Here is a 13,993-nt window from a genome sequence, read left to right on the forward strand (position 1 = left end):
CGGACATGACCAAGCCGTACGTCTTCATCAACGAACAGATGCAATCCTACGCCACACTGAAAAACCGCGTCGGCGGTAATGCAAAGTTCGATACGCTCAATGCGCATCTCCTCAATATCGTGGTCATGCCCGGCCAGATTGTGGTGATGGGCGACCTTTCGACGCGCACAGTGACGGTTGAGGAAACCGAACTGATGGACTACGCCCGCAACGTGCGCAGACAACTGAGCCAGCATCAGGCCGGGGCCGATGGGCTCGTCATCAAAAACTATGACCTCTTGCAGCACATGCTCGGGTATGGATCGCTCGGACTGGGCGCCGCCACGGGAAGCTGGGGGGCACACTTGGAGAGCGTAAAGAACACCCTGGATGACATTGAGCGACTGTACAAATTGTCGCTTATCCGAGGCACCCCCATCGCCCGACAAGAGTTCATCAACCAGCGCAAAGCCCTCTTCGCCAAGCTCGATACTCAACTGCAAGGCATTGCGCGCAGGGGAACGAGGCTGAAAAAGAAAGGATCGATCAAAAAGATGCTGGGGATCTCGACGAAGAGTTATCTGCATACGGGGGAGATTCAGGGGTATGCGAAGAAAGTCGGGGGAGTGGCGAAGGCTGCCAAGTTGCTACGTGCCGGAACGCCTATCGGGATTGGATTGAACAGTGTCTCGTCTTATTTAGAGATAGAAGAGGCTTGTTCGACCGGGCGAAAAGAGCAGTGTACTCGAGCCAAATTTGTAGAAGGTGCGAAACTGGTAGGTGGTGTGGGCGGTGGTTATTTAGGAGGAATGCTGGGTACATCGATAGCAACTTATACGTGTGGTCTTGTACTGGGTGCATTGAGCGGTCCCGGGGCTTTAACCTGCATGATCGTGGGAGCGGCAGCGGGCGGATTTGGAGGGGGTGTGGCAGGAGAGAGCGTGGCAGAAATTTTCGGGACTAAACTCTACGAATGGAGTCCAGACAGTGAGCTTTGATCCCGTTTGGTGGGTAATCGTAGTATTGAGTAGCCTATTTTCCAACATTGGTATCATGATCTATTTCGCCTACACCAAGCTCGATGAAGCCGAGGCATTTTTGTACGACGTAAATTTCATCTCTTGGTATAGAAACACCTTCGGCACAAGCTTTCTCGGCCGACACGCGCGACTGAACGCGATATCGATGGTTGTAATGATGCCTGGCTTATTGCAAAGACGCGGTGAAATTTCGCGCGAAGCTTACATGAGGTTGCCGCCGACCCTGGTGAAACAAATCCGGGCACTTTACTTTTTCCTGTATGCAAACGGCTTCGCGTTGGCATGCCTCTACTTTTTTATACGCTGAGCGCTCATATAGGAGACGAGGTTAATGTTGTTAGATCATTTACACGGACATCCGAGGCGACGGTGCGGAAAGCGTTATGGGGGGGACGCGCGCGGAAAAGTAACTCCCAACATTCCGCGCTAAGCACACGAAAACGCCGCAAGCACACACCCTGAACCATTCCCTCCGTTTCCACCTCTTAGTCCCAGCAGTCAGACGATCGGCCTCCCCTGCCGTCTACACTTCCTACACGACTAAAAGAGGATTCCACCATGCTCTGGAAAAAAGGACGTCGCAGTGACAACGTCGTCGATGCGCGCGATGACACCGGTGGCGGGGGTGGGATGCGCATTGGCGGTAAGGGCCTGGGCCTGGGCGGTATCGTCATCATCGTCGCCATCGGTTTGTTGACCGGTCAGGACCCGATGCAGATTCTGGGGCAGATCGCCGGCCAGATGGGCACGCAGCAATCCACGGCGGTCAATCCTCAGACGCGCCAGGCACCGCCGGCGAATGACGAGCAGGCCGATTTCGTGCGTGCAATCCTGGGAGATACCGAGGACACGTGGGGCCAGATTTTCCAGCAAGGCGGCCGGCAATATAAGAATCCAACTCTCATTCTGTTCCGGGGCCAGGTGCAGTCGGCCTGCGGTTTCGCGTCTTCGGCCAGCGGGCCGTTTTACTGCCCGGGCGATCAGCGGGTCTATCTGGACATGGAATTCTTCCGTGAGATGTCCCAGCGCTTTAAGGCAGCCGGGGATTTCGCTCAGGCGTATGTGATCGCACATGAAGTTGGCCATCATGTGCAGACCTTGCTCGGGGTTTCGGCTAAAGTTGACGCCGCCCGCCAGCGTGGCATGCGCATGGAGGGCGACGCGGGTCTGCTGGTTCGCCAGGAGCTGCAAGCTGACTGCCTTGCCGGTGTTTGGGCCAACAACGCACAAAAGCGTTTGAACTGGCTTGAACCTGGTGATATTGAAGAGGCGCTGAACGCCGCCAACGCCATTGGTGACGACCGCCTGCAGCAGCAAAGCCAGGGGCGCGTCGTACCGGACTCGTTCACACACGGGACGTCTGCCCAGCGGGTGCGCTGGTTCAAGACAGGTTTTGCCCAGGGACAAATCAACCAATGCGATACCTTCGCCGCCAAGAGCCTCTGATCACATGATGAAACCGCTTTCGATCCTGTTGTTGGGCACCCTGATGAGCGTCACTGCTCATGCTGCGGATCAGGCGGTCAAATCCATCAGCCCGGACCGGCTGCTGATCAACGGAACGACTCAGGCCACGCTGGGCCTTAGCCAGAACTGGGTCAAGCCCAGCCCGCAGATCCAACGGGTGGTCATCATTTTTCATGGCCGCCTGCGCAACGCACAGACTTATTTGCGCAGCGCCGAGCGCGCTGCCAACCAATCCAGACAGCGCTCGAAAACCCTGCTGATCGCGCCGCAGTTTCTCGACGAGAAAGACATCGTCGCCCATCACTTGCCCGATGCGGTCCTGCGTTGGCGGGGCAACGACTGGATGGCGGGCGACAAGTCGATCGGCGCCAAACCGGTCAGCTCGTTCGTGGTCATCGACCATATCCTCAAGCGCCTGAGCGACAGCAAGCTGTTCCCTAATCTGAAAGAGGTCGTAATCGCCGGACATTCCGGCGGCGCGCAGGTCGTGCAGCGTTACGCGATGATCGGGGGCAAGGAAGACGCGCTGTTGAAGAAGGAAGGGATCAAGCTGCGCTATGTGATCGCCAACCCGTCGTCGTATGCCTATTTCGACGCGACGCGGCCGGTGCCCGTGGATGCAGCGACCTGCCCGACATTCGATACCTGGAAATACGGCCTGAACAAGCTGCCTGCGTATGCTGGCAAGGAAACGGCCGCCGAGCTGGAGGCCGCCTACGTCAAACGCGACATCACTTACTTGTTGGGTGAGCTGGACACCGACCCTGAGCATCCGGCGCTGGACAAGGATTGCGGCGCTGAAGCCCAAGGCCCGCAGCGCCTGGCGCGCGGCCACAACTATTTCGACTACCTGACCAAGCGCCATCCCGAAGGCCTGAACCAGCGACTGGTCGAAGTGAAAAATGTGGGTCACAACGGCGACGCGATGTTCACCTCTCCCGAAGGTCAGACGGCGTTGTTCAAGGGCAATTGAGCGTGACGGGCGCGTGTCGGATCGCGCCTTTTTCAGTTTGCTCGCGATGGGGTGAGGCCTGAGACTTCGATGCCGACCGACCTGCCGCCATCGCGGGCAAGCGCGCTGCTACAGGGGAATCGCGGACATCACTCGGCTTCCCGGCCAGGCCTCCGAACCGTAGGAGCGCGCTTGCCCGCGAAGACTTGTTTTCAACTGCTGCATCCCCACAGTCTGCACCGGCCTCTTCCCGGCTGAGGCCGGTCCTACAGACGCTGCGACCTCTTCGTAGGACCGGCTTTAGCCGGGAAGGCGTCGGGGATTACGCCGCTGATCGAAAGGGGCGTTAAAGACAGTTGGCTCACGCCTACAGATAGGTCGCCGCGCGGAATGCTGCGGCGTTATCTTCCTTCAAATACCCGCACCAATCATCGTCTTCAGCACCCGGCAGTCTTCGGCATGCCAATCGGTGAGGTCCGGCCATGGATTTTCGGGCAGATTGACCAGCACGGTGCGTGCACCGGCTGCTTTTCCGCAGGCCAGGTCGAACTGGTAGTCGCCCACCATCACCATCTCAGCGGGCGCGACGTTCCAGGCCTGAGCAAGTTTCAGCAGACCACCGGGGTCGGGTTTGGGTGGCGCCTCGTCACGTCCGAGGACGTCTTCGACGGCGAAACAGTCTGCAATGCCGATGGCTCCCAGCGTCACGTGGGCCAGCTCGCGGGCGTTGCGGGTGAGAACACCCAGCCGGTAACCGCGCCCGGCCAGCTCGCGTACCAGTTCGACAGCACCTGTCGCCGGCCGTGAGGCGATGGCCAGCTCGCGCTCGTGCTCCAACAGCCACGCGTGCTTGGCGGCCGCAACGTCGGCGGGCAATGCAGCCAGATGACCGAGAATGTCGTCTTCCAGCGGAATCTGCAGCGCGCTCTTGATGGCCGGGAAGTCATGGACAGCAACCGTCAGCGTGCCGTCCATGTCGAACACCCAATGCCGAAGCTGCGCCAGCCTCATGACCAATCCTTGCGGTGACGAATCAACCCTTCCTGGCTGACGGAAGCCACCAGCTTGCCGTCCCGGTTGTAAACGCTGCCCCGCGAAAAACCGCGGGAATTGCCGGCCCACGGGCTGTCCATGGCGTAGAGCAGCCACTCGTCCGCGCGCAGCTCGCCGTGAAACCACAGCGAGTGATCAAGGCTGGCGATCTGCATGTCCTTCTGCCAGACCGTCTTGCCGTGAGGCAGCAGCGAGGTGGTCAGCAGGTTGAAGTCGGAAGCGTAGGCGAGCATGTACCGATGCAGCGCGGGGATGTCCGGCAGCGAGCCGTCAGCCCGGAACCACACGTATTTGACCGGATCGGCCGGTTTGGGATTGTAGGGGTCGGACTCGGTGACCGGCCGGAATTCGATCGGCTTGGGGCACAGCAGCTTGTCTTTCATGTGCTCGGGGATCAGGTGCTCACGCTGACGCATCAACTCAAGTTCCGAAGGCAGATTTTCCGGACCGACCACCTGCGGCATCTGGCTCTGGTGTTCAAAACCTTCTTCGTCGTACTGAAACGAAGCGCTGCAGGTGAAGATCGGGTTGCCCTTCTGAATGGCCGTGACCCGACGCGTGCTGAAACTGCCGCCATCGCGCACACGGTCGACCTGATAAACCACCGGCAGGTACGCATCGCCTGGGCGCAGAAAGTAGCCGTGCAACGAGTGCACGTGGCGTTCGTCTTCAACGGTTTTGCTGGCCGCCGACAGCGACTGACCCAGCACCTGCCCACCAAACAGCTGGCGAAAGCCCAAGTCCTGGCTGCGCCCACGGAAGAGATTTTCTTCGATGGGCTCCAGGCTCAACAGCGCTACCAGATCATCCAGCACATGGCTCATTCGGGGTTCCTCGCAAACGGTCATCACACACCAGTCATCACAAAACAGGCCACGGGCCGGTCAAGACGACGCCGTGGAAGATTGCGAAATGATACAGAGTTTGCAGCCCGTTTCGCGCACGCAATCACAGCGTCGCGAGCCAGCCCTGGCGATTGATCCGATACAGCACGTGAGGCCTCAGCGGATGGCCTTCCGGAAGGTTGGGATGGGCAAAATCGTCGGCGGGGTTGTTCTGCATGCCGATCGCCTGCATCACTTTCTGCGACGGCAGATTGCTCGTGGCCGTGAAAGACACGATCTCATCCAGTTCCAGATGCTCGAAACCGCAGCCCAGCACGGTCCATGCGGCTTCACTGGCGTAGCCCAGGCCCCAATGTTCTCTGGCCAGCCGCCAGCCGATCTCGACCGCAGGCGTGAATGCGGCTTCGAATCCCACGACGTTGAGTCCGGTGAAGCCGATGAACTCGCCGGTATCCTTACGCTCCAGTGCCCACAATCCGAAGCCGTACTCGGCGAAATGCCCGCGGACACGGCCAATCATCTTGGCGCTTTCCAGCCGGCTCATGCACGCCGGGAAGTAACGCATGACGTGCGGGTCTGCGCACATCTGCGCGAAGGCCGGCAAATCATCATCTCGCCACTGACGCATCAACAAACGCGCGCTGCTGAGCTCGAGTATCGGCTCCATTGAACGTCTCTCCTGCCCGACACCTCAAATTTCCCGCCAGTTTACCAGCGCCCCGGCCCAGCAAATCGCTGTGCGGTGAACACCGTAACTGGCAAGATTCCCCTTCGAACCCGACGCGTAAGTGCCATGCCCCTGCCTCTTATCTACCACGAAGACTACAGCCCGACGTTCGCGCCCGATCATCGCTTCCCGATGGAAAAGTTCCGGCTGCTGCACGACCACCTTATCGACAGCGGCCTGACCACGGATGCTCAATTGTTTCGCCCGGAGGTCTGCCCGGAGGACATTCTTGCGCTGGCGCACGACCCTGCCTACATCCGCAGGTACATGCAGGGCGAGCTTTCCCGTGAGGATCAGCGTCGATTAGGCCTGCCCTGGAGCGAGGATCTGGCCCGACGTACGGTGCGCGCGGTGGGCGGCTCTCTGCTGACGGCCGAGAAAGCGTTGCGGCACGGTCTGGCGTGTCATCTGGCGGGCGGCACCCATCACGCGCACTACGATTATCCGGCGGGATTCTGCATCTTCAACGATCTGGCGATCATCAGCCATTATCTGCTGCAGAGCGGTCGGGTCGACCGTGTGCTGATCTTCGACTGCGATGTCCACCAGGGCGACGGTACGGCGCGAATCCTCGAACACACCGAAGACGCGATCACGGTCTCGCTGCACTGCGAAAAGAACTTCCCGGCGCGCAAGGCGCAGAGCGACTGGGACATTCCGCTGCCCATGGGCATGGGTGACGACGATTACCTGAAAGTGGTAGATGACACGCTCAATTACCTGTTGCCCCTGTATCGGCCTGATCTGGTGCTCTACGACGCCGGCGTCGATGTGCACAAGGACGACGCCCTGGGTTATCTGCAATTGACTGATGCGGGGGTTGCACGCCGCGACGAGGCCGTGATGCGTCATTGCCTGGGCCGCGACATCCCGCTCATGGGCGTGATCGGTGGCGGCTACAGCAAGGATCGGCACGCCCTCGCGCGACGTCACGGCATCCTGCACCACAGCGCCCAACGGGTGTGGATATCTGAAGGACTGTAAACCTGCCTCAGTGCCGATTTACCCACATCCACTGTGGAGCGGCCTGTGGATAACCTGAGCGCAAGCCGATAGAGCCCGTATTGCGCATGGCTTGGCGCCCTCTGTACGTTTTTTGCTCAACAGTTGTCCACAGATCATTCGCTCGTCGCACGCCTGGGGTAGAATGCGCGGCCTCTTTCATCGATCCGCAGCCCGCCATGACCTCTAACACCTCCTCTTGCACCCAGACAGTCGCCATCATCGGCGGCGGACCTGCCGGCTTGATGGCGGCGGAAGTGTTGAGTCAGGCAGGTTTCAGGGTCGACGTGTACGACGCCATGCCGTCGGTAGGGCGCAAGTTTCTGCTGGCCGGTGTGGGCGGCATGAACATCACCCATTCCGAAGCCTGGCCGGCGTTTCTATCCCGCTATGCCGAGCGTGCCCCGATGATTGCACCGCTTCTGCGCGGTTTCGACGCGCAGGCGCTGTGCGCGTGGATTCACGGTCTGGGGATCGAGACGTTCGTGGGCAGCTCGGGTCGCGTCTTTCCCACCGACATGAAAGCCGCGCCTTTGCTGCGCGCCTGGCTCAAGCGCCTGCGGGACGCCGGGGTAGTTATCCACACCCGCCATCGCTGGCTTGGCTGGAACCCCGATAACACCCTGCGCATTGCCGGGCCTGAAGGCGAATTGTCCATCGCGCCCGCCGCGACCTTGCTGGCGCTGGGCGGCGCCAGTTGGGCGAGACTCGGCTCCGACGGGGCCTGGTTGCCGCTGCTCAAGCAGCACGATGTGCAGGTTGCAGCCCTGCAGCCCGCTAATTGCGGTTTCGATGTGAGCGCCTGGAGTGAACTGCTGAGCAGCAAATTCGCGGGTGCGCCGCTCAAGAACATTGCCATCGGCCTGAGCGGTCAGCCGCAGCGACTGGGGGAATGTGTGGTGACCCTCAACGGCGTCGAAGGCAGCCTGATTTATGCGCTGTCGGCGCAGATTCGCGAGGCGATCAATCAGCACGGCGCCGCCGTGGTGGAGATCGATCTGTTGCCGGGCAAAGCCATCGGCGATGTGAACAAAGCCCTGAGCAAACCCCGTGGCTCACGCTCAATGTCCAAACATTTGCACAGCCAGTTGGGACTCGATGGCCTCAAGGCCGCATTATTGCGTGAGCTGACGCCCGCCGAGACATTCGCCGATCCGGCCCTGTTGGCGCAGGCGATCAAGACCCTGCCGCTGACGCTGATCAGGCCGCGCCCGCTGGACGAAGCCATCAGCACCGCGGGCGGCGTGAAGTTCGAATCCATGAACGGGCAACTGATGCTGACGTCGTTGCCGGGCGTGTTCTGCGCCGGCGAGATGCTCGATTGGGAAGCACCCACCGGCGGCTATCTGCTCACTGCCTGCTTCGCCAGCGGACGCGCCGCCGGGTTCGGGATCGTCGAGTGGTTGCGCCGAGGCTGAGCCGCTTCGCGATCCCGGCGCATGGGCGGCCTCAGCCGGTTATCGCAGCCTTGCTCACCAAAGCCCTGCGCCGCGACGCATTGATGACGCGCTTGCCCAGCGCCACACCTTTCATCTCGATGTAGGTGTGCGCCAATGCCGCCAAGCCCAGAGCCGCAAGGATAACGACCACGACAAAGCCGTTGTTGATCAGCAATGAGCCGGTGTCCATGTAGCGTTGACCTTCGATCATCGGTGCCATGTCGCGACCGGTCAGTTTCTGCGCCACGATGAATACGGTCGAAAGGCAGAACAGCAGCGATGCGTGGGTCATGTAGATCGAATACGACAGCTTGCCCAGCAGGGTGAATAACCCGGTTTTCAACAGCGCCGAGACCAGCCCGCCTTCGAACGCGAAGACCAGCACCAACAGGCAGAACATGAGACTGGCGATGGGTGAGCGATGTTCGAAGTCGTTCATGATCAGCCAGTAGGTCGCAAACATCAGCAGGCATTCGAGCACGGTCATCGACCATTGCACCGGCACGAACCGGTCGCGAACCAACCGATAAACCAGATACGTGATGTTGCCGGCAAAGAAACACGAAAGCCCCAACATGGCGCGCCACACCAGCGGCTCGTTACCCGTGAAGATCAGACCGAACGCGATCACCGAGATGCAGGCCGCCAGTAAAAACCGGTTGCGCATCGAGAAAATGCACACCAGGCCAAACAGCATATAAATATAGAACTCAATGCTGATGCTCCACGACGGGTAGTTGAACGACATGGTTTCGGTCAGCGTCGTCCACGCTTGCAGCAATAGCAGGTTGGGGAGTATCTCCGCAGGCGCGAACAGCCCGGTGAACGGCACGTTGTTGAGGTTGAACCCTTTGTTGTAAGCGGCCCAGCGCACCAACTCAAAAGAGATGAACACCAGCAGCATTGTCAGGTGCAGCGGATAAAGACGGAAGAATCGGGAAATGAAAAAGTCCTTGAATCCGAGCCTCGGTTTCATCCCATAGGAATGGGCCAGCACGAAGCCGCTCAGGACGAAGAAGAAATTGAGCAGGATGTCCACTCTTCGGAAAAATGGCATTTCGGTAAAAGAGCCCACGACATGCAGGTGATAGAACACCACCAACAGTGCGCAGACACCTCTGAAACTGTCGAGGGTGGTGAATCGCTTGACTGGTTCCATGGCACAACTTCCGTCCCGGTTTATGAAGCGCGCTCGGCGGCAGCGAAGGCTCGCGGCAGTGACACGGTATTGCGTTCAGCACAGCGTCGATAGTTGAAATATTTCATGTCTGATACAAACCACGGCGCAAAACTTGACGCCATTGTTTGACGAACGCGACCGATCAGTCATAAAGAAACCAAATGGTCCGTACGCCTCGATAAAAGCCTGGAGAAAGCACACAGCGCCTCGAAGGCGCTGCGTTCCAGGTGACCTGAACGGTGCGGGTCAGGCGCTGCGTGAGGCTTTCTCATTCAGCAGTTGCCGGGCCGAGTCAGCGATCATCACCACGCCGCCTGCCAGCATCAGCACGTCCTTGAGCACCAGCCGGCCGCCGCCGGAGAGGTACGGAAAACCGAAGTTGGCGTCACCCAGGTTCGAAACCCAGGCCTCAGGCGTTGTGATCAGGAAAGACAGCGTCACGATCGGGGTCAGGAACGCGAGGACTGAACCCACCATGCCCAGCCGTTTTGAGAACGCGTAGGACAGCACCAGCAGGCCGATCAGGATCTCGACGGTGCCAAGGCCATCGGAAAAGGTGTACGTGTTGTTGCTGACTTGCCACTCGCGTTTGACTGGATCGAGCTGGCCCTCGTGAGTCAGATGCTCTTTGTATTCGTGCGGATGGTTGTAGAAGAACGACATGACCGGGCTGTTGGCCACGAACGGGGTGATGCTGTCGGCTTCATAGGGGACGAATTTGAGTGCGCCGATCCAGATAAAGATGATCGCCACACCAAGCCTGATCAGGTGGACGCCGAGGGTGTCGAGACGTGTCGCTTTGCGCAGCAGTGAGTTGAGCGTGAACATGATGGTGAGTCCTCTGTGTATTCAGTGGGCTCAAGGTTAAAGTTCACGGGACGCACCGTTGCGTCTGATCCTCTCAAGCTTTTGCGCAATCGTCTCAATCCGCTGCCGACAGACCCTCCTTATTCACCCAGAGGCTCTGGCTCGCGGCTTTGGCAACTATCAATTGGAGCGATGTTCGCTACCAATCGTATTGACTTCTTAATAAACCAGCGCCGAGTAACATTGCCTACATAGCAAGTTACTGACTAACGAGTTCTGGAGTAAACATCATGAAAACCAACAAACTGATCCTTGGCCTGGCCTTCTCTGTATTGGCAAGCAGCGCGTTCGCACTTCCAGCCGTAGACGCCAGCAAATACGTCAATGCCCCGGTCGTTGCAGAAAATGGCTCTTCCCATACCAACATGGGCCGCGTCGCCGCTGACGGTGCTGATCATGTCGGTGCAAACCGCGTCGCCGCTGACGGTGCCGATCGTGTCGGTGCAAACCGCGTCGCTGCTGACGGTGCCGATCGTGTCGGTGCAAACCGCGTCGCTGCTGACGGTGCTGATCGTGTCGGTGCAAACCGCGTCGCCGCTGATGGTGCCGATCGTGTCGGTGCAAACCGCGTCGCTGAAAACGGTTCGGAACACACTCAACTGGGCCGCATCGCTGCTGATGGCGCCGATCACGTCGGTGCAAACCGCCTGAGCTGATCCAGACGTTCCCTCCCCTACCAGCCCGGCAATCGCCGGGCTTGATTGTTTCTGGGCCGCGCAAATCCTGCCTGCGCCGCAGCTATCAATTCAGGCGAAATTCGCGCGCTGAAACATTTTCCCGCGACTCATTTCTGACATTTTTTTCAGAATTCTCCGACGCCGCCGATGCATTCGTACATTTGAATGTTTTGCTGGCTTTACAACAACAAATCTCCAGCTGACGATTTCGAACAATGGACATTCTGGAGAATCATGATGAACAGCTGGTTCGCGAACATCAGCGTCAATCTGAAACTGGCCCTCGGGTTCGGTGTTGTACTTGTTTTCACTGCCCTGCTTGCGCTGATCGGCTGGACCAGCCTGGGCAACATGACCTACCGCAGCGACCGGGTTTCGGACATTTCCAAGCTGTCAGCCAAGCTGACGGACCTGCGCGTCACCCGCCTGCAATACATGCTCTCCAATGGTGACGAGGCGGTTGCGCAAAACGTGCAGAACGCGCTGGACGGCTTCAAGGCCCAGCAGCAACACTTGCAGAACACCTTCAGCAACCCCGTCAACGTCCCGACGATCAAGGCGCTGGGCGACCAGGTCGCGGCGTATCAGAGCTCACTGAACAAGATGCGCGAAGGCTACCGTGCCAGCGCCAAGGTGCGCGCGGACATGGGTGTGGATGCCGTAAAGGCGGCGGGATTGATCGCAGCCATCAATGACGACGTGATGAAGCTGGATCCAGCCGATGAGCGTCGCTTCGAGCAGTATCAGACGGTTATCAAAGCCAAGGAAGACGTGATGCTGGTCCGCTACGAAGTGCGCGGCTACACCGGCAACGCCACCGACAAGACCGAACAGGCCGCCACGCAGCAGCTGACGAGCGCCATCAACGGTCTTGAGCAGCTCAAAGCCACGTTTGGCAGCACTCAGGCTGAGCGCCTTACCCAGCTGGAAGCCGCATTGATCGGCTACCGCACCTCGGTGCTGGGCTTCAAGACCGCCAACGACAGCATCAATGCGGCTCGTGCCGAGATGACGGATGAAGGCGCGGCCATCGTCAAGCTGAGTCAGCAACTGGTCGACATCCAGAAAACCCTCGGCGACAAGGACACCGAACAGGCGCGCACGCTGCAGATTGGCGGCACGCTGCTGGCCTTGATTTTCGGCGCCCTGGCGGCGGTCATCATTACCCGCCAGATCACCCGTCCGCTTCAGCAGACCCTGACCGTGGTCGACCGCATCGCTTCAGGCGACCTGACACAGGATCTGGTCGTCACCCGCCGGGACGAACTGGGCACGCTGCAAGTGGGCATCCAGCGCATGGGCACCACGTTGCGCGAACTGATCGGCGGCATCCGCGACAGCGTCACGCAAATCGCCAGCGCTGCCGAAGAGCTGTCTGCGGTCACCGAGCAGACCAGCGCCGGGGTCAACAGCCAGAAGGTGGAGACCGACCAGGTCGCCACCGCCATGCACGAGATGTCAGCGACCGTTCACGAGGTTGCACGCAACGCCGAACAGGCCTCCGTCGCGGCATCGGCTGCCGACATGGAAGCGCGCGACGGTGACAAAGTCGTCGGCGAGGCCATCGCCCAGATCGAGAAACTGGCCAGCGAAGTGATCCGTTCAACAGACGCCATGACGGTGCTGGAGCAGGAAAGCGACAAGATCGGCAAAGTGATGGACGTGATCAAGGCCGTCGCCGAGCAGACCAACCTGTTGGCACTCAACGCCGCCATCGAAGCGGCCCGCGCCGGTGAAGCGGGTCGCGGGTTCGCGGTCGTGGCCGATGAAGTCCGGGGCTTGGCGCAACGCACTCAGCAGTCGACCGAAGAAATCGAAGGGCTGGTCGCCGGCCTGCAAAACGGTACGCGTCAGGTGTCGGAGATCATGCTAAGCAGCCGCAACCTCACGGACAGCAGCGTGGCGTTGACACGCAAAGCCGGCACCTCGCTGGAAAGCATTACCAACACCGTGTCCAATATTCAGGCCATGAACCAACAGATCGCCGCAGCCGCCGAGCAGCAAAGCTCTGTGGCCGAAGAGATCAGCCGCAGCATCCTCAACGTACGCGACGTCTCCGAACAGACCGCCGCCGCGAGCGAGGAAACCGCAGCCTCCAGCGTCGAACTGGCCCGCCTGGGCAATCAGCTGCAAATGCTGGTCAGCCACTTCAAGGTGTAGCGCACCTCGCCTGCGCCGGGCTTATCGCCCGGCGCCGTTTTTTATCGGCCTGGAGAGGAAACGAGCGGCTTTCAAGGCAGCGCCAAGCGCTTGAAGCGTCAGCTCGACAGCTGATTGGTGAACTGCCCTACCGCGCTGACCACTTGCTGCGCGCCTTCCTGGATTTCGACGATCACAGCGCCCGCCTGTTCGGCCAGCTCCAAGCCCTGTTGCGCCTGTTGCTTGCCGCTGATGACCACATTGACCGCCTGCTCGGCCAAGTGCTGGTTCTGCTGCACCACGCCGACAATTTCTTCCGTGGCTTTGCTGGTGCGCGACGCCAGTTGCCGGACTTCGTCGGCGACCACGGCGAAGCCGCGGCCCTGCTCACCGGCGCGGGCAGCTTCAATGGCGGCATTGAGTGCCAGCAGGTTGGTCTGGTCGGCGATGCTGCTGATGCTCTGAATGATCGATCCGATCACCTGGGACTGCTTGTCCAGCGCAGCGATGCGCTCGGCGGCCTGCTCCATGTGTTCGGCCAGTTCATGCATGACCTCGACGGTCTGTCGGACCACCGACGCTCCTTTCTGAGCGCTGCCGTCAGTCTGCCTGGAGGTGCTGAAGGC

Annotated in this window: 14 protein-coding genes and 1 pseudogene; 9 read left to right on the forward strand and 6 right to left on the reverse strand. The window is 59.8% G+C overall.

Translation table 11 applies throughout. The features are described 5' to 3' along the window. The 4 genes from BMZ10_RS15945 to BMZ10_RS15960 form a co-directional block, all read left to right on the forward strand. Positions 1-977: hypothetical protein (locus BMZ10_RS15945; RefSeq protein ID WP_256214518.1), on the forward strand; the 977-nt coding region annotated here is incomplete at its 5' end. Further along, a complete protein-coding gene (locus BMZ10_RS15950; protein ID WP_093464218.1) occupies positions 967-1,326 on the forward strand; it encodes a hypothetical protein in 360 nt (119 codons plus the stop codon). The genes BMZ10_RS15945 and BMZ10_RS15950, both read left to right, overlap by 11 nt. A gap of 251 nt (positions 1,327-1,577) precedes the next feature. After that, on the forward strand, positions 1,578-2,465 hold the full coding sequence (locus tag BMZ10_RS15955) for a KPN_02809 family neutral zinc metallopeptidase (RefSeq protein WP_093464220.1): 888 nt from the start codon (positions 1,578-1,580) through the stop codon (positions 2,463-2,465). A 4-nt stretch (positions 2,466-2,469) separates the two neighbouring features. Further along, positions 2,470-3,459: a hypothetical protein gene (locus tag BMZ10_RS15960; RefSeq protein WP_093464222.1), complete on the forward strand. Its 990-nt coding sequence runs from the start codon at positions 2,470-2,472 to the stop codon at positions 3,457-3,459. Between the two features lie 390 nt (positions 3,460-3,849). Here the strand turns inward: BMZ10_RS15960 and BMZ10_RS15965 are convergent, their stop codons facing one another. The 3 genes from BMZ10_RS15965 to BMZ10_RS15975 all read right to left on the reverse strand — a co-directional run bounded on the left by BMZ10_RS15965 (position 3,850) and on the right by BMZ10_RS15975 (position 6,003). Next, positions 3,850-4,449: an HAD family hydrolase gene (locus BMZ10_RS15965; protein WP_093464224.1), complete on the reverse strand. Its 600-nt coding sequence runs from the start codon at positions 4,447-4,449 to the stop codon at positions 3,850-3,852. After that, entirely contained in the window at positions 4,446-5,315 is an 870-nt protein-coding gene (gene tesB, locus BMZ10_RS15970; protein ID WP_093464227.1) for an acyl-CoA thioesterase II, read from the reverse strand. Before tesB ends, BMZ10_RS15965 begins: the two co-directional genes overlap by 4 nt. Positions 5,316-5,439: 124 nt before the next feature. Further along, complete coding sequence (locus tag BMZ10_RS15975; protein ID WP_093464229.1) at positions 5,440-6,003, reverse strand: GNAT family N-acetyltransferase; 564 nt, start codon at positions 6,001-6,003, stop codon at positions 5,440-5,442. Positions 6,004-6,129: 126 nt separating this feature from the next. Between BMZ10_RS15975 and BMZ10_RS15980 the strand changes: the two genes are divergently transcribed. Together BMZ10_RS15980 and BMZ10_RS15985 are read left to right on the forward strand one after the other, a co-directional pair. Next, on the forward strand, positions 6,130-7,047 hold the full coding sequence (locus tag BMZ10_RS15980) for a histone deacetylase family protein (protein ID WP_093464232.1): 918 nt from the start codon (positions 6,130-6,132) through the stop codon (positions 7,045-7,047). A 197-nt stretch (positions 7,048-7,244) separates the two neighbouring features. Then, the gene (locus BMZ10_RS15985; RefSeq protein WP_093464235.1) at positions 7,245-8,483 is read left to right on the forward strand and encodes a TIGR03862 family flavoprotein; all 1,239 of its coding nucleotides are present in this window, start codon (positions 7,245-7,247) and stop codon (positions 8,481-8,483) included. Between the two features lie 31 nt (positions 8,484-8,514). On the opposite strand, the gene BMZ10_RS15990 is transcribed toward BMZ10_RS15985, so the two are convergent. Further along, positions 8,515-9,663: an acyltransferase family protein gene (locus BMZ10_RS15990; protein ID WP_093464237.1), complete on the reverse strand. Its 1,149-nt coding sequence runs from the start codon at positions 9,661-9,663 to the stop codon at positions 8,515-8,517. 267 nt (positions 9,664-9,930) lie between these two features. Continuing rightward, on the reverse strand, positions 9,931-10,512 hold the full coding sequence (gene rclC, locus BMZ10_RS15995) for a reactive chlorine resistance membrane protein RclC (RefSeq protein WP_093464239.1): 582 nt from the start codon (positions 10,510-10,512) through the stop codon (positions 9,931-9,933). Between the two features lie 269 nt (positions 10,513-10,781). Between rclC and BMZ10_RS16000 the strand changes: the two genes are divergently transcribed. From BMZ10_RS16000 to BMZ10_RS28325, 3 genes and pseudogenes are all read left to right on the forward strand, one after another. Then, positions 10,782-11,207, forward strand: coding sequence for a hypothetical protein (locus BMZ10_RS16000; protein WP_093464241.1), 426 nt, complete (start codon positions 10,782-10,784; stop codon positions 11,205-11,207). Positions 11,208-11,579: 372 nt separating this feature from the next. Then, a pseudogene (locus BMZ10_RS28320) lies at positions 11,580-12,485 on the forward strand (methyl-accepting chemotaxis protein); the annotation flags it as partial. A 198-nt stretch (positions 12,486-12,683) separates the two neighbouring features. Further along, positions 12,684-13,388, forward strand: a complete 705-nt coding sequence (locus BMZ10_RS28325) for a methyl-accepting chemotaxis protein (RefSeq protein WP_371265985.1) — start codon at positions 12,684-12,686, stop codon at positions 13,386-13,388. A gap of 98 nt (positions 13,389-13,486) precedes the next feature. On the opposite strand, the gene BMZ10_RS28330 is transcribed toward BMZ10_RS28325, so the two are convergent. Continuing rightward, positions 13,487-13,942 carry a methyl-accepting chemotaxis protein gene (locus tag BMZ10_RS28330; protein ID WP_371265986.1) on the reverse strand — a complete coding sequence of 152 codons (456 nt, stop codon included), beginning with the start codon at positions 13,940-13,942 and terminating at the stop codon, positions 13,487-13,489. Positions 13,943-13,993 lie beyond the last annotated feature (51 nt).

It is taken from the genome of Pseudomonas sp. NFR16, from assembly GCF_900108875.1.
GTDB lineage: Bacteria > Pseudomonadota > Gammaproteobacteria > Pseudomonadales > Pseudomonadaceae > Aquipseudomonas.